This window comes from Cellulomonas sp. P5_E12 (assembly GCF_054049315.1).
Genome location: NZ_JBFUMP010000026.1, coordinates 13,511 through 28,735, shown reverse-complemented (window position 1 = coordinate 28,735; position 15,225 = coordinate 13,511). Strand labels below are relative to the sequence as shown.

The window sequence follows — 15,225 nt, the reverse complement described above, 5'->3', positions numbered from 1 at the left end:
GCCATGAGCGACGAGAAGAACGAGCAGGACAGCGTCACGGCGCTGGCTGAGAAGCGTGGCGACCGCAAGACGCGGCGCGGCTACGTGGTCAGCGACAAGATGGAGAAGACCGTCGTGGTCGAGGTCGAGGACCGGGTCAAGCACCCGCTCTACGGCAAGGTCATCCGACGCACGAGCAAGGTCAAGGCGCACGACGAGCTGGGCTCGGCGGGCGTGGGCGACCTCGTGCTCATCATGGAGACCCGGCCGCTGAGCGCCACCAAGCGGTGGCGCCTGGTCGAGGTCCTCGAGAAGGCCAAGTAAGCCTCAGTAACCAGCACGACCCCCAGTTGCCCACGGGCGCCGGGTGCCGCTCGCAAGACGACACCCGGCGCAACGTGTGCATCACGGCAACTACCCGTTCGGCCAGGCTCGGCTCGACCCGAACCGAGAACCCGCCAGACGACAGGAGCAGGTAATGATCCAGCAGGAGTCGCGACTTCGTGTCGCCGACAACACTGGTGCCAAGGAGATCCTTTGCATCCGTGTGCTCGGCGGCTCCGGCCGTCGCTACGCAGGCATCGGTGACGTCATCGTCGCCACCGTCAAGGACGCCATCCCCGGCGGCAACGTCAAGAAGGGCGACGTCGTCAAGGCTGTCATCGTGCGCACCCGCAAGGAGCGCCGCCGTCCGGACGGTTCGTACATCAAGTTCGACGAGAACGCCGCAGTGATCCTCAAGAACGACGGGGAGCCCCGTGGCACGCGCATCTTCGGCCCGGTGGGCCGCGAGCTGCGCGACAAGAAGTTCATGAAGATCATCTCGCTGGCGCCGGAGGTGCTCTGACCATGGCCAAGATCAAGAAGGGCGACCTCGTCGTCGTCATCTCCGGCCGCGACAAGGGACAGCAGGGCCGTGTGCTCGAGGTCCTCGTCGAGTCGCAGCGTCTCGTCGTCGAGGGTGTCCAGCGCGTCACCAAGCACGTCAAGGCCGGCCAGACCCAGCGCGGCACGCGCACCGGCGGCATCGAGACGATCGAGGCGCCCATCCACATCAGCAACGTGATGCTCGTGGACCCGGAGACCAAGAAGGGCACCCGGGTCGGCTACCGCACCGAGCAGGTCGAGCGCGACGGCCGTACCCGCACCGTTCGGGTCCGCGTCGCCAAGCGCTCCGGTAAGGACATCTGATGACCGAGACGACTCTCACGGCTCCGGCGCTCCCGCGCCTGAAGTCCAAGTACAACGACGAGATCCGCACCGCTCTGTTCGAGCAGTTCGGTCACGAGAACATCAACCAGGTCGCGCGCCTGGTGAAGGTCGTCGTGAACATGGGCGTCGGCGAGGCCGCCAAGGACTCCAAGCTCATTGAGGGCGCGATCCGCGACCTGACCCAGATCACGGGCCAGAAGCCGCAGGTCACCAAGGCTCGCAAGTCGATCGCGCAGTTCAAGCTGCGCGAGGGCATGCCCATCGGCGCCCACGTCACGCTGCGTGGCGACCGTGCCTGGGAGTTCCTGGACCGCCTGCTCTCCACGGCGCTGCCGCGCATCCGTGACTTCCGTGGCCTCTCGCCGCAGCAGTTCGACGGTCACGGCAACTACACCTTCGGCCTCGTGGAGCAGTCCGTGTTCCACGAGATCGACCAGGACAAGATCGACCGGGTCCGCGGGATGGACATCACGGTCGTCACGACGGCCGACACCGACGACGAGGGTCGCGCTTTCCTCAAGCTCCTCGGCTTCCCGTTCAAGGAGATCTGACCATGGCGAAGACTGCCCTCAAGAACAAGGCTGCTGCCAAGCCGAAGTTCGCGGTGCGTGGCTACACGCGCTGCCAGCGTTGCGGCCGGCCCCACTCGGTGTACCGCAAGTTCGGCCTGTGCCGGATCTGCGTGCGCGAGATGGCCCACCGTGGCGAGCTCCCCGGCGTGACAAAGAGCAGCTGGTAACCCAAGCAACACGAACGTCGGTAGGTCCAGCCCCTTCGGGGGCGGGATACCCCGGCGAGGAAGGGCGGAAGCCCCATGACCATGACCGACCCCATCGCAGACCTGCTCACGCGGCTGCGTAACGCGAACTCGGCTCACCACGACACCGTGCTGATCCCGTTCTCGAAGCTGAAGTCGCACATCGCGGAGATCCTCCAGGCGGAGGGCTACATCGCGGGCTGGAAGGTTGAGGACGCCGTCGTCGGCAAGAACCTCATCATCGAGCTCAAGTACGGCCCCAACCGCGAGCGTGCGCTCGCCGGCGTCAAGCGCGTGTCCAAGCCGGGCCTGCGCGTGTACGCCAAGTCGACCAACCTGCCCAAGGTGCTCGGCGGCCTCGGCGTGGCGATCCTGTCCACGTCCTCCGGTCTCCTCACCGACAAGCAGGCCGCCAAGAAGGGCGTGGGTGGGGAAGTCCTCGCCTACGTCTGGTAAGTCCGAGACGGAAAGGAGCTAGCCATGTCCCGAATCGGCAGAGTCCCCGTCCCGGTCCCCACCGGCGTGGATGTCGACATCAACGGTGCCGTCGTGACGGTCAAGGGCCCCAAGGGCACCCTGACGCACACGGTCGCCGCCCCCATCGAGGTCGTGCGCGACGAGGCAGGTGCCCTTGTGGTCACCCGCCCCGACGACGAGCGCGCCTCGCGCTCGCTGCACGGCCTCACCCGCACGCTGCTGGCGAACCTCGTCATCGGCGTGACGGACGGCTACGTCAAGAAGCTCGAGATCGTCGGTACCGGTTACCGCGTGACGGCCAAGGGCGAGGACCTCGAGTTCGCGCTCGGCTTCAGCCACCCGGTCACGGTCAACCCGCCGGCGGGCATCACCTTCGTCGTCGAGGCGCCCACGCGCTTCTCGGTGCAGGGCATCGACAAGCAGCAGGTCGGCGAGGTCGCCGCGAACATCCGCAAGATCCGCAAGCCCGAGCCGTACAAGGGCAAGGGCGTCCGGTACGCGGGCGAGAACGTGCGCCGCAAGGTCGGAAAGGCCGGTAAGTAACCATGGCTCTCAAGATCCTCGGCAAGGGCAAGCGTGTTGCCCGCCAGCGTCGTCACCTCCGCCTTCGCAAGAAGGTCGCGGGCTCGGCTGCGCGTCCCCGTCTCGTCGTGACCCGGTCCGCCCGGCACATCACGGCGCAGGTCGTGGACGACGGCATCGGTCAGACGCTCGTGTCCGCATCGACCCTCGAGGCCGACCTGCGTGGCTCGAACGACGACAAGACTGCCAAGGCCCGCAAGGTCGGCGAGCTCATCGCCGAGCGTGCGAAGGCTGCCGGCCTTGACGCTGTGGTCTTCGACCGCGGCGGCAACAAGTACCACGGCCGCGTCGCAGCGGTGGCGGACGGCGCTCGCGAGGGCGGTCTGAAGCTGTGACGACGACGACGAACTTCGGAACGAAGAAGAGGACAATCTGATGGCTGCTCCTCAGCGCAGCAACACCGGCGCGCCTGCGGGCGGCGCCGGGGCCGGTGGCGGCGGTGACCGTCGTGACGGCGGTCGTGGCCGTGACGGCGGTGGCGGTCGCGGTCGCGACGCCGCAGAGAAGAGCGCGTTCCTCGAGCGCGTCGTGACGATCAACCGCGTGGCCAAGGTCGTCAAGGGCGGCCGCCGCTTCAGCTTCACCGCGCTCGTCGTGGTGGGCGACGGCGACGGCACCGTGGGTGTCGGCTACGGGAAGGCCAAGGAGGTGCCCGCGGCGATCGCCAAGGGCGTCGAGGAGGCCAAGAAGAACTTCTTCAAGGTCCCGCGCATCCAGGGCACCATCCCGCACCCCATCCAGGGTGAGGCCGCTGCCGGTGTCGTCTTCCTGCGTCCGGCCTCGCCGGGTACCGGTGTGATCGCCGGTGGCCCGGTGCGCGCCGTGCTCGAGTGCGCCGGCATCCACGACGTCCTGAGCAAGTCGCTCGGTTCGTCGAACGCGATCAACATCGTGCACGCCACGGTCGCGGCCCTCAAGGGTCTCGAGCGTCCCGAGGCCGTGGCCGCGCGCCGCGGGCTCCCGGTCGAGCACGTCGTCCCGGCCGCCCTCCTGCGCGCCCAGGCTGCCGGCCTGGCCGCTGCGGCGGGCTCGAAGGCAGGTGCGTGATGGCTCGACTCAAGGTGACCCAGACGCGTTCTGGCATCGGCGGCAAGCAGAACCAGCGCGACACCCTGCGCACCCTGGGCCTCAAGCGGATCGGCGACGTCGTCGTCAAGGAGGACCGCCCTGAGATCCGCGGCATGGTCAAGACGGTGACGCACCTTGTCGCGGTCGAAGAGGTGGAGTGACCATGGCAGACGAGAAGAAGACTGACGAGGTGACGGCTCCCAAGGCCGCCGCCAAGAAGGCCCCGGCGAAGAAGGCCGCTGACACGGAGTCCGCTCCGAAGGCGACCAAGGCCAAGGCTGCGTCGACGAAGGCCGACAAGGCTGAGGCGACGACCGAGGCTGCACCGAAGGCGAAGGCTCCCAAGGCCGAGCCCAAGGCTGCTGCGCCGAAGAAGACGGTCTCCGCCGCGGCGGCGAAGGCGGCCGAGGCCGCTGCGCAGCCCGGCAACGGCGGCACGCTCAAGGTGCACCACCTCCGTCCGGCCCCGGGCGCCAAGACCGCCAAGACCCGCGTGGGTCGTGGCGAGGCGTCCAAGGGCAAGACGGCCGGTCGTGGCACCAAGGGCACCAAGGCCCGCTACCAGGTGCCGACGCGCTTCGAGGGTGGGCAGATGCCTCTGCACATGCGCCTCCCGAAGCTGCGCGGCTTCAAGAACCCGTTCCGCGTCGAGTACCAGGTGGTCAACCTGGACAAGCTCTCGGCGCTGTACCCGAACGGTGGCGACGTGACGGTCGCCGACCTCGTGGCGAAGGGCGCGGTCCGCAAGGGCCAGCCCGTCAAGGTGCTCGGCACCGGCGAGCTCACGGTCAAGGTGTCCGTCGCGGTCGACGCCTACTCGGCGTCCGCGAAGGACGCGATCGTGGCTGCCGGCGGAAGCGTCGCGCAGGACTGATCGAAGGTCGGGACCGGTGGGGTCAGTAGTTCCCCACCGGTCCCGTTCCCATATGTTCTTCAGCATCAGTTAGGGTGCCCCGGTGCTTGCGACGTAACGCAGGCGGCACGGCCGGAAAGACCCGGTCGTACGAGACGCGGCTCCGGCCGCTCAGGAGGACAGGTGCTCAGCGCATTCGTGCGGGCGTTCCGAACGCCCGACCTGCGGCGCAAGCTGCTCTTCACCATCGGGATCATGGTGATCTTCCGCATCGGCTCGTTCCTGCCGACGCCGGGAGTCTCGTACCCGAACGTGCAGACGTGTATCGAGCAGTCCCAGGGCAACGACCTGCTGGGGCTCGTGAACCTGTTCAGCGGTGGCGCGCTTCTGCAGCTCTCCGTGTTCGCGCTCGGGATCATGCCGTACATCACGGCCAGCATCATCGTGCAGCTGCTCCGGGTGGTCATCCCTCGTTTCGAGGAGCTCCACAAGGAGGGCCAGTCCGGCACCGCGAAGCTCACGCAGTACACGCGGTACCTGACCATCGGCCTGGCGGTCCTGCAGTCGACGACGATCATCACGGTCGCGCGCAGCGGTCAGCTGTTCAGCGGCTGCTCCGTCGACGTCATCCCCAACGACAGCTGGTACGTGCTCCTGATCATGGTCATCACCATGACCGCCGGCACCGGCCTGATCATGTGGCTCGGCGAGCTCATCACGGAGCGCGGCGTCGGCAACGGCATGTCGCTCCTCATCTTCACGTCGATCGCCGCGAGCTTCCCGACCGCCCTGTGGTCGATCGCCGGTGGTGACAACGGCATCTCGAAGTTCATCGTCGTGATGGCGATCATCGTCCTGGTCATCGCGCTCGTCGTGTTCGTCGAGCAGTCCCAGCGACGCATCCCGGTGCAGTACGCGAAGCGCATGGTCGGTCGCCGCATGTACGGCGGCTCGAGCACGTACATCCCGATCAAGATCAACATGGCCGGCGTGATCCCGATCATCTTCGCGTCGTCGCTGCTCGCCGTCCCCGGGCTCCTCGCCCAGTTCGGTGACCCGACGGCCGGGTGGGTCCAGTGGATCCAGCGCTACCTGGCGCAGAGCAGCGCCCCGCTGCACCTCGCCCTGTACGTCATCCTGATCATCTTCTTCTGCTACTTCTACACGGCGATCACGTTCAACCCGGACGAGGTCGCGGACAACATGAAGAAGTACGGCGGCTTCATCCCCGGCATCCGTGCAGGTCGTCCGACGGCCGAGTACCTGGACTACGTGATCTCCCGGATCACGGCGCCGGGYTCGATCTACCTGGCCATCGTCGCCCTCATCCCGACGATCGCGTTCATCGTGCTCGGCGTGGGTCAGAACATCCCGTTCGGCGGCTCGTCGATCCTCATCGTGGTCGGCGTCGGGCTCGAGACCGTCAAGCAGATCGAGTCCCAGCTGCAGCAGCGGCACTACGAAGGGTTCCTGCGGTGAGCACGCGCCTCGTCCTGCTCGGTCCTCCGGGAGYGGGCAAGGGAACCCAGGCCGCTCGGCTCGCCGAGCGCCTGGGCGTGCCGGCGATCTCGACCGGCGACATCTTCCGCGCCAACATCAAGGGCGGCACGCCGCTCGGCAAGACGGTGCAGGAGTACACGTCGCGCGGTGCGTTGGTCCCCGACTCGGTGACCAACGACATGGTGCGCGACCGGCTCGCGCAGGACGACGTCGCGGACGGGTTCCTGCTCGACGGGTATCCGCGCAACGTCGCCCAGGTCGCCGAGCTCGACACGATCCTCGCGGACGCCGGGCTGACGCTCGACCTCGCGGTCGAGATCACCGCCGACCCGGAGGTGGTCGTGGGCCGGCTGCTCAAGCGCGCCGAGATCGAGGGCCGCGAGGACGACACCGAGGACGTGGTCCGCCACCGCCTCGACGTCTACGCGCAGGAGACCGCGCCGATCGCGCAGGTGTACGCCGACCGCGGCCTGCTCGCGCAGGTGGACGGCATCGGCGACGTCGACGACGTCACCGAGCGCCTGGTCGCGGCGATCGGCGCCCCGACCGGGGTCTGACCGGGCTCATGTTCGGTCGGGAACGGATCGAGTACAAGACGCCGGAGCAGGTGCTGCTCATGCGGCGGGCGGGCCTCGTCGTCGCCGATGCCCTGGCGGCGGTCCGGGAGCGGACGGTCGCCGGGGTCAGCACGGCGGAGCTCGACTCGATCGCGGCCGCCGTCATCGAGGGTGCGGGCGCCCTGCCCTCGTTCCTCGACTACGAGGGGTACCCGGCGCGGATCTGCGTCTCGGTGAACGACGAGGTCGTGCACGGCATCCCGGGCCTCCGCGTCCTGGAGCCGGGTGACGTCGTCTCGATCGACTGCGGCGCGATCGTCGACGGCTGGCACGGCGACTCCGCGATCACCGTCGTGCTCGACGGGGCGGACCCCGAGGACATCGCGCTGGCGGAGACGACCGAGCGGGCGATGTGGGCCGGCATCGCCGCCCTGGCCGGCGCCGAGCGCCTGGGCGCCGTGGGGGAGGCCGTCGAGGACGTCGTCGACGCCGCCGAGGCCGCAGGGCTGAACGGCGGCGTGCGCTACGGCCTGGTCGAGGACTACGTGGGGCACGGCATCGGCACCGCGATGCATCAGCCTCCCGACGTGCCGAACTTCCGTCGGCGGGACCGCGGACCGCGGGTGCGCCCCGGCCTCTGCGTGGCCGTCGAGCCGATGGTGGTCCGCGGGGAACGGTCCACCCAGGTGCTCGAGGACGACTGGACCGTCGTGACCGATGACGGGTCGCGGGCGTCCCACTGGGAGCACACGGTGGCGATCCTCGAGGACGGCATCTGGGTGCTGACCGCCCCCGACGGTGGCGCCGCCGAGCTCGCGCGCCTCGGGGTCACCATCGCCCCCCTCGCCTGAGTTACCGGTGAGTACGACCATCTAGGTGAACCTGCGTCCAGTTATCCACACATCGGCTGTGAACTGGCAGAACGTACGCCGGCTGACCGGATTGTCCGATACGGTCCTGCGCGGCGGTGAATGATCCGCCACGGGCGCCCCGGGGCCCGCGCGGCACGTTCCGCGCGGTGGAGGGTGGGTGCTCGCCTCCGGCAGGCACGTGGTCAGCGCGCGCCTGCACTCATGCGATGGGTGGCTCATGCAGCGCAGTGTTCGTCCCTTCCTGATCCCCGACCTCCCTCATGGCCGGCCCGCTCGGCGGATCAGCGCCGCGGTGGGAGTCGCGGCGATCCTTCTCGCCCTCGGCGCGGGTCCCGCCCTGGCGCACGACGACCGTGGTGGACGTGGCGCCCAGCACTGGTCGCAGCAGAACCGGCAGGCGACCGCGCCGACGACCCAGCCGCAGGCGACGGGTGCCTACGTCTACGTCAAGAAGGACGCCTTCGAGCCCGCGTCGTGGGAGAACTCGACGCAGCAGTACCTCGTGGCGACGTGGCCGGACGCCTCCTACCGCGACCTGACCCTCGACGAGATCCGCGCGGCGCTCCCGGCGGGCGTGACGGTCTGCGGGACCGGCTGGGCGGTGCAGGAGGACCAGGTGAACGGGACCGAGGCCGTCTTCACCGACCACAAGGCGCCGTCGTACCCGAACGACTACATCGGGCACCCTCCGATCTTCGCGGCGAAGCACTGGGAGCTGTCGGCCATGGTGACCGTGCCGGCGTGCGGCGTCGTTGCGCCGACCGCGCCCGCCGAGCCGAAGCCCACCCCGTCTGCCTCGGTCCCGTGCCCGCCGTCGGCCACGCCGACGCCGACCCCGACCGTGCCGACCAGCCCCACCGCGACGCCGACGGCCACGCAGGTGGCGGCCCCGACGCCGACCGTGACCCCGACGGCCGAGGTCGGTCCCACGTCGAGCACGAGCCCGACCCCCAGCCCGACGCGCTCGGCGGAGGCCGTCGCGGCGGCGGTCGCGACGCCGAGCCCGAGCGAGTCGTTCTACTCCGAGGTGCTGGCTGCGGGCGGCGACAGCTCGGCGGTCCTGGCGGCGACCGGCTCATCCGTCGGCCCCGCGGTGCTGGCCGCCGGCGTCCTGGTGCTCGCCGGTGGTGCGTTGCTGGTGCTGCGTCGGCGCCGCGCAGCCTGAGCCGCGGCCCGCGGGGTCGTCTCCTCGCGAGCGATCCTGCGGGCCGTGTGGCCGAGGCCACGCCCGGCCAGCGCAGGACCGGTTTCGTCCTCTGGTCCCGATGGCGTAAGATCGTCCGTTGGGTGTGCGCCCGGTTCTCGCAGATGACACTGGTCAGACTGCCGGGATGCATGGCGCACGGTCCCCGCACGTAATTCCCACGTAGGCCCCACCTCGACCGACGCCACCCCTCGCGGGGTGGGATCGGCTGATGTGGGCTGATCCACACGACCGACAGTTAGCGGAGGATATGGCGAAGAAGGACGGTGTCATCGAGATCGAGGGCAGCGTCGTGGAGGCTCTGCCGAACGCGATGTTCCGCGTGGAGCTCACCAACGGCCACAAGGTTCTCGCCCACATCTCGGGCAAGATGCGACAGCACTACATCCGGATCCTCCCCGAGGACCGGGTGGTGGTCGAACTGAGCCCGTACGACCTGTCCCGCGGCCGGATCGTCTACCGCTACAAGTAATCACCACTCGAACACGCCGTCATGCCTCGGGTACCCGAGAAAGAACGGCGGCGGAGGAACACGCGATGAAGGTCAAGCCCAGCGTCAAGAAGATCTGCGACAAGTGCAAGGTGATCCGCCGGCACGGTCGCGTCCAGGTGATCTGCGAGAACCTGCGCCACAAGCAGCGCCAGGGCTGATGCCCTGACGCCGGTCCGCTCGGACCAGCAGCTCGACCAGCACCACCGGTCCTCTCCGGAGGACCAGCAAGCGCACAGCCACTCCGGCGATCACTCGCCGGTGCACCCTCGGTCGGAGGCCGGGGCCCGCAGCACGCGGGAGGGCAGTGCGGCAGACCTCCGATGCAGTTCAGGAGCCACCAGGCACATGGCACGTCTTATCGGCGTCGACCTCCCCCGCGAGAAGCGGCTCGAGATCGCGCTCACCTACATCTACGGGGTCGGCCGTACCCGCGCCCAGGCAACTCTGGCCGCGACCGGCATCAGCCCGGACATCCGCGTGAAGGACCTCGGCGACGCCGAGCTCGTCGCGCTCCGCGACTACCTCGAGGGCAGCTACAAGCTCGAGGGTGACCTTCGCCGCGAGGTCGCTGCGGACATCCGCCGCAAGGTCGAGATCGGCTGCTACGAGGGCCTGCGCCACCGCCGTGGCCTTCCGGTGCGCGGTCAGCGCACCAAGACCAACGCGCGTACCCGCAAGGGCCCGAAGCGCACCGTGGCCGGCAAGAAGAAGGCCGGGCGCAAGTAGCCCTCCGCCCCCGGCGCCGCGCGCCAGGGCAAGCCGATCAGACCTCGAGAGAAGAAGAGAATGCCTCCCAAGACCCGTTCCGCCGTGCGCAAGCCGCGCCGCAAGGAGAAGAAGAACGTCTCCCACGGCCAGGCGCACATCAAGAGCACGTTCAACAACACGATCATCTCCATCACCGACCCGACCGGCGCCGTCATCGCGTCGGCCTCGTCCGGCCAGGTGGGCTTCAAGGGCTCGCGCAAGTCGACCCCCTTCGCGGCGCAGCTCGCCGCCGAGGCGGCCGCCCGTCGCGCCCAGGAGCACGGCATGAAGAAGGTCGACGTCTTCGTCAAGGGCCCCGGCTCTGGCCGTGAGACCGCGATCCGCTCGCTCCAGGCGACCGGCCTGGAGGTCGGCTCGATCCAGGACGTGACGCCCCAGGCGCACAACGGCTGCCGTCCGCCGAAGCGCCGGCGCGTCTGACGCTCGGCTCGGCCGGGTCGGTGCGCGCCGCGAGGCACGCACCGACCCGGACAGAACTTGACGCCGACCAGGTAGACCGAGACCGGGCCGGCCCGTAGTACTGCGCAGCGTCATATGGCGGACGCCCGCTGAGAGGAAACAACACCGTGCTGATTGCACAGCGCCCCACCCTGACCGAAGAGGTCATCTCGGAGAACCGGTCGCGGTTCTCCATCGAGCCGCTGGAGCCGGGTTTCGGCTACACGCTCGGCAACTCGCTCCGCCGGACGCTGCTGTCCTCCATCCCCGGTGCCGCCGTCACGTCCATCCGGATCGACGGCGTCCTGCACGAGTTCTCCACCGTGCCGGGCGTCAAGGAGGACGTCACCGAGATCATCCTCAACATCAAGCAGCTGGTCGTCTCCTCGGAGAACGACGAGCCCGTCGTGATGTACCTGCGCAAGCAGGGCGCGGGTGAGGTCAGCGCCGCGGACATCGTGCCGCCCGCCGGCGTCGAGGTGCACAACCCCGACCTGCACCTGGCCACGCTGAACGACAAGGGCAAGCTCGAGATCGAGCTGACCGTCGAGCGGGGGCGCGGGTACGTGTCCGCGAACCAGAACAAGTCGTTCGACGCCGAGATCGGCCGCATCCCGGTCGACTCGATCTACTCGCCGGTCCTCAAGGTGACCTACAAGGTCGAGGCGACGCGCGTGGAGCAGCGCACGGACTTCGACAAGCTCGTCGTCGACGTCGAGACCAAGTCGGCCATCAGCCCGCGCGACGCGCTGGCGTCCGCCGGCAAGACGCTGGTCGAGCTCTTCGGGCTTGCCCGTGAGCTCAACGTCGAGGCCGAGGGCATCGAGATCGGCCCGTCGCCGACCGACGCTGCGCTCGCCGCGGACCTCGCTCTGCCGATCGAGGACCTGCAGCTCACGATCCGCTCCTACAACTGCCTCAAGCGTGAGGGCATCCACTCCGTGGGTGAGCTCGTCGCACGCTCCGAGGCCGACCTCCTGGACATCCGCAACTTCGGTGCGAAGTCCATCACCGAGGTCAAGGAGAAGCTCGCCGAGCTTGGCCTGACGCTCAAGGACAGCCCGCTCGACTTCGACCCGTCCGCCGCCGGCGCCTACTACGGCGACGACGAGGGCGACTTCGTCGAGGACGAGCAGTACTGACGCCGGGGAGCTAGGCAGGTCGGCTCGCGCCGACCTGTCTGCAGCCCATCACTGGAACTCAAGGAGTAAAAACCATGCCTACGCCCACCAAGGGTCCCCGGCTCGGTGGCGGACCGGCTCACGAGCGGCTGATCCTCGCGAACCTCGCGACGCAGCTGTTCGAGCACAAGCGCATCACGACGACCGAGACCAAGGCCAAGCGCCTGCGTCCGCTCGCCGAGCGCCTGATCACGTTCGCCAAGCGTGGTGACCTGCACGCCCGCCGCCGCGTGATGACCGTCGTCAAGGACAAGTCCGTCGTCCACGTGCTGTTCACCGAGATCGCTCCGGCCGTCGCCGAGCGCCAGGGTGGCTACACGCGCATCACCAAGATCGGCCCCCGCAAGGGCGACAACGCCCCGATGGCCGTCATCGAGCTCGTGCTCGAGCCGCTCTCCCCGAAGCAGGCCGTCGTCAAGGAGGCCACCAAGGCCGCCTCGAAGGCCGCGCCGAAGGAGAAGAAGGCCGACAAGGTCGAGGACAAGCCCGTCGAGGACGTCGTCGTCGAGGACGCCCCTGTCGAGGACGCGCCCGTCGAGGACGCGCCTGTCGAGACCGAGGGCGACGCCGACAAGGCGTGACCTGACAGCTCCACCGAGAAGGCCCGGGACCGACTGGTCCCGGGTCTTCTTGCGTCCCGGCGCGGGTCGTCGCACCCACGCCTAGAGTCGGACGCATGAGCCTGCCGGTCGTCCTGGTGCACGGGCTGCGGACGTCCCGCACGATGTGGCGGGCGCAGCTCGAGGCGCTGGAGCGCGTGGGTCGGCGAGCGGTCGCGGTGGACCTGCCCGCGCACGGCACCCGGGTCGGCGAGCCGTTCACGCTGGACGCCGCCGTCGACACCGTGGCCGAGGCGATCGACGACGTCGGCGGGGAGGCGTTCGTCGTCGGCCTCTCGCTGGGCGGGTACGTCGCGATCCGGCACGCCGCACGCTTCCCCGGTCAGGTCGCCGGCGTGCTGGCGGCGTCGTGCTCGACCCAGCCGCACCGGGTGCTGCTGACGGGCTGGGCCGTCGGCGCGCACGGCATCGCCCGGCTGCCCGACCGGGGCGCACGGCTGAACCAGTTCTTCGTCGACCTCGCCCTGCCGCCCGCGGGTGCCCGCGACGTCGGGGCCGGCGGATTCGCGCTGGACGCCACGAACGAGGTGCTGCGCGAGATGACGGTGGCGACGCCGTTGGCGGACCTGGCCCGGATCGAGGCGCCGGTCTGGCTGGTCAACGGGGCGTTCGACCACTTCCGCGGCGAGGAGCGGCGGTTCCTGGCCGCGTGCCGGGACGGTCGGCTCGTGGTCGTGCCCCGCGCGACGCACCTGGTGAGCCTGGTGCAGCCGGCGCGGTTCACGCGGGTGCTGCTGGAGGCGCTCGACGAGGTCGACGCGCGCCCCAAGGTCCCGGCCGAGTAGCTCAGACGCCGAGCGACCACGCCCGGACTCCGCCGACGATGCCCGCCTGGTTGGGCACGACGACGACGTCGTCGCCGAGCCGCGCCAGCGTGGTCGCGGTGACCTGGCGCGCGTTCCCGCCGCCGAGATAGAGCCGGTCCCACACGAACACCGGCCGGAAGCCGTCCACGACGCGCCGGACGCGCCGCGACCAGAGCGCGTCGCCCAGCCGCGCCCGCTCCACCTGCCCGATGTACGCGTCGTAGGTGGTGCCCCAGCGCACGGGCGCCTGGGACAGCTCGAGGTGCGGCGCGAGCACGCCGCCGTCGAACAGCGCGGTTCCCAGCCCGGTGCCGAGCGTGAGCACCAGCTCGATGCCGGTGCCCGAGATGACGCCGGCGCCGTGCACCTCGGCGTCGTTGAGCACGAGCGTCGGCAGTCCGAGCCGCGCCTCGACGGCCGCGCGGATGTCGCACCCGGACCACAGGGCGACCAGGCCCGGGTCGATGGCCGTGCGCGGGCCGGAGCGGGTGATGTAGTGCGGGGTCGCGACGACGACGCCGTGCCGGAGCATCCCGGGCATCCCGACGGTGGCGCGCTGGGCCGGGGGAAGGCCGGCGGCGATGTCGGCGATGGTCGCGACGAGGCGCTCGGGCGGGAGGGGGTAGGGCGTCGGTACCCGGACCGCCGGTGCGTGCAGTGTGCCGGCCGCGTCGAGCACCGACGCCTTGATGCCGCCGCCGCCGCAGTCGACGGCGAGCGTGAACGGGTCGGAGCCGGTGCTGGGCACGGGCCCACGGTAGCGAGCGAACGGGCGCCCCGGAGCCGACTACCGTGTTCCCCCGTGAGCGAGAGCGTGGAGGAGCCCGCCGTCCGGCTGCGGCTCGACCTGGCGTACGACGGGACCCACTTCGCCGGCTGGGCCCTCCAGCCGGGGCTGAGGACCGTCCAGGGGGTCCTGGAGGCAGCCCTGGCGACCGTGCTGCGGACCGACGGGCCGCCGCGGGTCACGGTGGCCGGTCGGACGGACTCGGGCGTGCACGCACGGGGCCAGGTTGCCCACGTCGACATCCCGGCGGGACTCCTGGCGGCCTCGCGCGGCCGGACGGAGCGGTCGATCGAGGACGCGCTCCTCGGGCGTCTCGGCGGCGTGCTGCCCACCGACCTCGTGCTGCACGCCCTCACGCGTGCGCCGGAGGGCTTCGACGCGCGGTTCTCGGCCCTGCGTCGCCGGTACACGTACCGGATCTGCGACGACGCCGCGCGCCGTGACCCCTTGTCCCGGGCGCACGTCCTGTGGCACCGGCGCGCGCTGGACGTCGACTCGATGGCCGCCGCCGCACGACCGCTCGTCGGCCGGCACGACTTCGCGTCGTACTGCAAGCCGCGCGAGGGGGCGACGACGATCCGCACGCTGGAAGCGTTCGCCTGGTCGCGGCCTGTCGACGGGCCGGACGCGGGCCTCGTCGTGGCCACCGTCCAGGCGGACGCGTTCTGCCACTCGATGGTGCGCTCGCTCGTCGGCGCGAGCCTCGCCGTGGGGGAGGGGCGCAGCGGCGCCGGCTGGCCGGCCGAGCTCCTGGCGCGTCGTCGTCGGGACGCCGGGGTGCACGTCGTCGCGGCGCGCGGGCTCACGCTGGAGGAGGTGGGCTACCCCTCGGACGACCAGCTGGCGGCCCGGGCGGCGCAGACGCGCGCGCGCCGCGCGGCCGACGACCTGCAGCACGCAGGGCCCGGCTGCTGCGGCTGAGCGCCGGCTCCCCGGTCCTCGAGTGGTGACGGTCGGACTGGCCCTGCGCTGCGCTCCGGTTCAGTCCTCGGGGTTTGACGGTCGGACTGGCCTTGCGCTCCGCGGAGGGCGAGTGACGCTCCGCGCCCCTCACCCTCCGCTGCGCTCCAG

Annotated in this window: 24 protein-coding genes; 23 read left to right on the top strand and 1 reads right to left on the bottom strand. The window is 70.1% G+C overall.

Translation table 11 applies throughout. The features are described 5' to 3' along the window. Positions 1-3 precede the first annotated feature (3 nt). From rpsQ to ACXJKA_RS17365, 22 genes are all read left to right on the top strand, one after another. Positions 4-303 carry a 30S ribosomal protein S17 gene (gene rpsQ, locus ACXJKA_RS17470; RefSeq protein ID WP_456826470.1) on the top strand — a complete coding sequence of 100 codons (300 nt, stop codon included), beginning with the start codon at positions 4-6 and terminating at the stop codon, positions 301-303. A gap of 154 nt (positions 304-457) precedes the next feature. Further along, on the top strand, positions 458-826 hold the full coding sequence (gene rplN / locus ACXJKA_RS17465) for a 50S ribosomal protein L14 (protein ID WP_034625870.1): 369 nt from the start codon (positions 458-460) through the stop codon (positions 824-826). A gap of 2 nt (positions 827-828) precedes the next feature. Further along, positions 829-1,170, top strand: a complete 342-nt coding sequence (rplX, locus tag ACXJKA_RS17460; protein ID WP_055912166.1) for a 50S ribosomal protein L24 — start codon at positions 829-831, stop codon at positions 1,168-1,170. Continuing rightward, positions 1,170-1,742: a 50S ribosomal protein L5 gene (rplE, locus tag ACXJKA_RS17455; protein WP_456826469.1), complete on the top strand. Its 573-nt coding sequence runs from the start codon at positions 1,170-1,172 to the stop codon at positions 1,740-1,742. The genes rplX and rplE overlap by 1 nt, the downstream gene beginning before the upstream one ends. A 2-nt stretch (positions 1,743-1,744) precedes the next feature. Next, complete coding sequence (locus tag ACXJKA_RS17450; RefSeq protein ID WP_028045055.1) at positions 1,745-1,930, top strand: type Z 30S ribosomal protein S14; 186 nt, start codon at positions 1,745-1,747, stop codon at positions 1,928-1,930. A 75-nt stretch (positions 1,931-2,005) separates the two neighbouring features. Further along, positions 2,006-2,404, top strand: coding sequence for a 30S ribosomal protein S8 (gene rpsH, locus ACXJKA_RS17445; RefSeq protein ID WP_208212220.1), 399 nt, complete (start codon positions 2,006-2,008; stop codon positions 2,402-2,404). Positions 2,405-2,428: 24 nt separating this feature from the next. Continuing rightward, the gene (rplF, locus tag ACXJKA_RS17440; RefSeq protein WP_456826468.1) at positions 2,429-2,968 is read left to right on the top strand and encodes a 50S ribosomal protein L6; all 540 of its coding nucleotides are present in this window, start codon (positions 2,429-2,431) and stop codon (positions 2,966-2,968) included. A 2-nt stretch (positions 2,969-2,970) separates the two neighbouring features. Beyond that, positions 2,971-3,342 carry a 50S ribosomal protein L18 gene (rplR, locus tag ACXJKA_RS17435; protein ID WP_146927928.1) on the top strand — a complete coding sequence of 124 codons (372 nt, stop codon included), beginning with the start codon at positions 2,971-2,973 and terminating at the stop codon, positions 3,340-3,342. 40 nt (positions 3,343-3,382) lie between these two features. Further along, on the top strand, positions 3,383-4,054 hold the full coding sequence (rpsE, locus tag ACXJKA_RS17430) for a 30S ribosomal protein S5 (RefSeq protein ID WP_456826467.1): 672 nt from the start codon (positions 3,383-3,385) through the stop codon (positions 4,052-4,054). Further along, positions 4,054-4,236 (top strand): 50S ribosomal protein L30, encoded by a 183-nt coding sequence (rpmD, locus tag ACXJKA_RS17425; RefSeq protein WP_028045050.1) that lies wholly within the window; start codon positions 4,054-4,056, stop codon positions 4,234-4,236. The genes rpsE and rpmD overlap by 1 nt, the downstream gene beginning before the upstream one ends. A 2-nt stretch (positions 4,237-4,238) precedes the next feature. Further along, on the top strand, positions 4,239-4,949 hold the full coding sequence (rplO, locus tag ACXJKA_RS17420; protein ID WP_456826466.1) for a 50S ribosomal protein L15: 711 nt from the start codon (positions 4,239-4,241) through the stop codon (positions 4,947-4,949). Positions 4,950-5,111: 162 nt separating this feature from the next. Continuing rightward, positions 5,112-6,407 (top strand): preprotein translocase subunit SecY, encoded by a 1,296-nt coding sequence (secY, locus tag ACXJKA_RS17415; protein ID WP_456826465.1) that lies wholly within the window; start codon positions 5,112-5,114, stop codon positions 6,405-6,407. Beyond that, entirely contained in the window at positions 6,404-6,985 is a 582-nt protein-coding gene (locus ACXJKA_RS17410; RefSeq protein WP_456826464.1) for an adenylate kinase, read from the top strand. The genes secY and ACXJKA_RS17410 overlap by 4 nt, the downstream gene beginning before the upstream one ends. 8 nt (positions 6,986-6,993) lie before the next feature. Continuing rightward, complete coding sequence (map, locus tag ACXJKA_RS17405; protein ID WP_456826463.1) at positions 6,994-7,836, top strand: type I methionyl aminopeptidase; 843 nt, start codon at positions 6,994-6,996, stop codon at positions 7,834-7,836. 313 nt (positions 7,837-8,149) lie between these two features. Beyond that, the gene (locus ACXJKA_RS17400; protein WP_456826462.1) at positions 8,150-9,022 is read left to right on the top strand and encodes an LPXTG cell wall anchor domain-containing protein; all 873 of its coding nucleotides are present in this window, start codon (positions 8,150-8,152) and stop codon (positions 9,020-9,022) included. Between the two features lie 289 nt (positions 9,023-9,311). After that, entirely contained in the window at positions 9,312-9,533 is a 222-nt protein-coding gene (gene infA / locus ACXJKA_RS17395; protein WP_013770189.1) for a translation initiation factor IF-1, read from the top strand. A gap of 65 nt (positions 9,534-9,598) precedes the next feature. Then, positions 9,599-9,712 (top strand): 50S ribosomal protein L36, encoded by a 114-nt coding sequence (gene rpmJ / locus ACXJKA_RS17390; RefSeq protein WP_013117849.1) that lies wholly within the window; start codon positions 9,599-9,601, stop codon positions 9,710-9,712. A 187-nt stretch (positions 9,713-9,899) separates the two neighbouring features. After that, a complete protein-coding gene (gene rpsM / locus ACXJKA_RS17385; RefSeq protein ID WP_456826461.1) occupies positions 9,900-10,280 on the top strand; it encodes a 30S ribosomal protein S13 in 381 nt (126 codons plus the stop codon). A 60-nt stretch (positions 10,281-10,340) separates the two neighbouring features. Beyond that, positions 10,341-10,742 carry a 30S ribosomal protein S11 gene (gene rpsK / locus ACXJKA_RS17380; RefSeq protein WP_055912186.1) on the top strand — a complete coding sequence of 134 codons (402 nt, stop codon included), beginning with the start codon at positions 10,341-10,343 and terminating at the stop codon, positions 10,740-10,742. A gap of 146 nt (positions 10,743-10,888) precedes the next feature. Beyond that, positions 10,889-11,902 carry a DNA-directed RNA polymerase subunit alpha gene (locus ACXJKA_RS17375; RefSeq protein WP_456826460.1) on the top strand — a complete coding sequence of 338 codons (1,014 nt, stop codon included), beginning with the start codon at positions 10,889-10,891 and terminating at the stop codon, positions 11,900-11,902. A 74-nt stretch (positions 11,903-11,976) separates the two neighbouring features. Next, a complete protein-coding gene (rplQ, locus tag ACXJKA_RS17370) occupies positions 11,977-12,522 on the top strand; it encodes a 50S ribosomal protein L17 (RefSeq protein ID WP_456826459.1) in 546 nt (181 codons plus the stop codon). A gap of 95 nt (positions 12,523-12,617) precedes the next feature. Continuing rightward, on the top strand, positions 12,618-13,346 hold the full coding sequence (locus ACXJKA_RS17365; RefSeq protein WP_456826458.1) for an alpha/beta fold hydrolase: 729 nt from the start codon (positions 12,618-12,620) through the stop codon (positions 13,344-13,346). A gap of 1 nt (position 13,347) precedes the next feature. Here ACXJKA_RS17365 and ACXJKA_RS17360 read toward each other — a convergent pair whose 3' ends face one another. After that, positions 13,348-14,115, bottom strand: coding sequence for an ROK family protein (locus tag ACXJKA_RS17360; protein ID WP_456826457.1), 768 nt, complete (start codon positions 14,113-14,115; stop codon positions 13,348-13,350). A gap of 54 nt (positions 14,116-14,169) precedes the next feature. On the opposite strand from ACXJKA_RS17360, the gene truA reads away from it, so the two are divergent. After that, entirely contained in the window at positions 14,170-15,075 is a 906-nt protein-coding gene (truA, locus tag ACXJKA_RS17355) for a tRNA pseudouridine(38-40) synthase TruA (protein WP_456826456.1), read from the top strand. Positions 15,076-15,225: the final 150 nt, after the last annotated feature.

Excerpts from the sequence above, each read along its gene's own strand:
- rpmD (WP_028045050.1), top strand. The coding sequence starts at position 4,054 with ATGGCTCGACTCAAGGTGACCCAGACGCGTTCTGGCATCGGCGGCAAG.
- rplR (WP_146927928.1), top strand. The coding sequence starts at position 2,971 with ATGGCTCTCAAGATCCTCGGCAAGGGCAAGCGTGTTGCCCGCCAGCGT.
- rpmJ (WP_013117849.1), top strand. The coding sequence starts at position 9,599 with ATGAAGGTCAAGCCCAGCGTCAAGAAGATCTGCGACAAGTGCAAGGTG.
- rplO (WP_456826466.1), top strand. The coding sequence starts at position 4,239 with ATGGCAGACGAGAAGAAGACTGACGAGGTGACGGCTCCCAAGGCCGCC.
- rplQ (WP_456826459.1), top strand. The coding sequence starts at position 11,977 with ATGCCTACGCCCACCAAGGGTCCCCGGCTCGGTGGCGGACCGGCTCAC.
- rpsH (WP_208212220.1), top strand. The coding sequence starts at position 2,006 with ATGACCATGACCGACCCCATCGCAGACCTGCTCACGCGGCTGCGTAAC.
- ACXJKA_RS17450 (WP_028045055.1), top strand. The coding sequence starts at position 1,745 with ATGGCGAAGACTGCCCTCAAGAACAAGGCTGCTGCCAAGCCGAAGTTC.
- rplN (WP_034625870.1), top strand. The coding sequence starts at position 458 with ATGATCCAGCAGGAGTCGCGACTTCGTGTCGCCGACAACACTGGTGCC.
- rplX (WP_055912166.1), top strand. The coding sequence starts at position 829 with ATGGCCAAGATCAAGAAGGGCGACCTCGTCGTCGTCATCTCCGGCCGC.
- rpsQ (WP_456826470.1), top strand. The coding sequence starts at position 4 with ATGAGCGACGAGAAGAACGAGCAGGACAGCGTCACGGCGCTGGCTGAG.
- ACXJKA_RS17365 (WP_456826458.1), top strand. The coding sequence starts at position 12,618 with ATGAGCCTGCCGGTCGTCCTGGTGCACGGGCTGCGGACGTCCCGCACG.
- rpsK (WP_055912186.1), top strand. The coding sequence starts at position 10,341 with ATGCCTCCCAAGACCCGTTCCGCCGTGCGCAAGCCGCGCCGCAAGGAG.
- rpsE (WP_456826467.1), top strand. The coding sequence starts at position 3,383 with ATGGCTGCTCCTCAGCGCAGCAACACCGGCGCGCCTGCGGGCGGCGCC.
- map (WP_456826463.1), top strand. The coding sequence starts at position 6,994 with ATGTTCGGTCGGGAACGGATCGAGTACAAGACGCCGGAGCAGGTGCTG.
- infA (WP_013770189.1), top strand. The coding sequence starts at position 9,312 with ATGGCGAAGAAGGACGGTGTCATCGAGATCGAGGGCAGCGTCGTGGAG.
- rplE (WP_456826469.1), top strand. The coding sequence starts at position 1,170 with ATGACCGAGACGACTCTCACGGCTCCGGCGCTCCCGCGCCTGAAGTCC.
- rplF (WP_456826468.1), top strand. The coding sequence starts at position 2,429 with ATGTCCCGAATCGGCAGAGTCCCCGTCCCGGTCCCCACCGGCGTGGAT.
- rpsM (WP_456826461.1), top strand. The coding sequence starts at position 9,900 with ATGGCACGTCTTATCGGCGTCGACCTCCCCCGCGAGAAGCGGCTCGAG.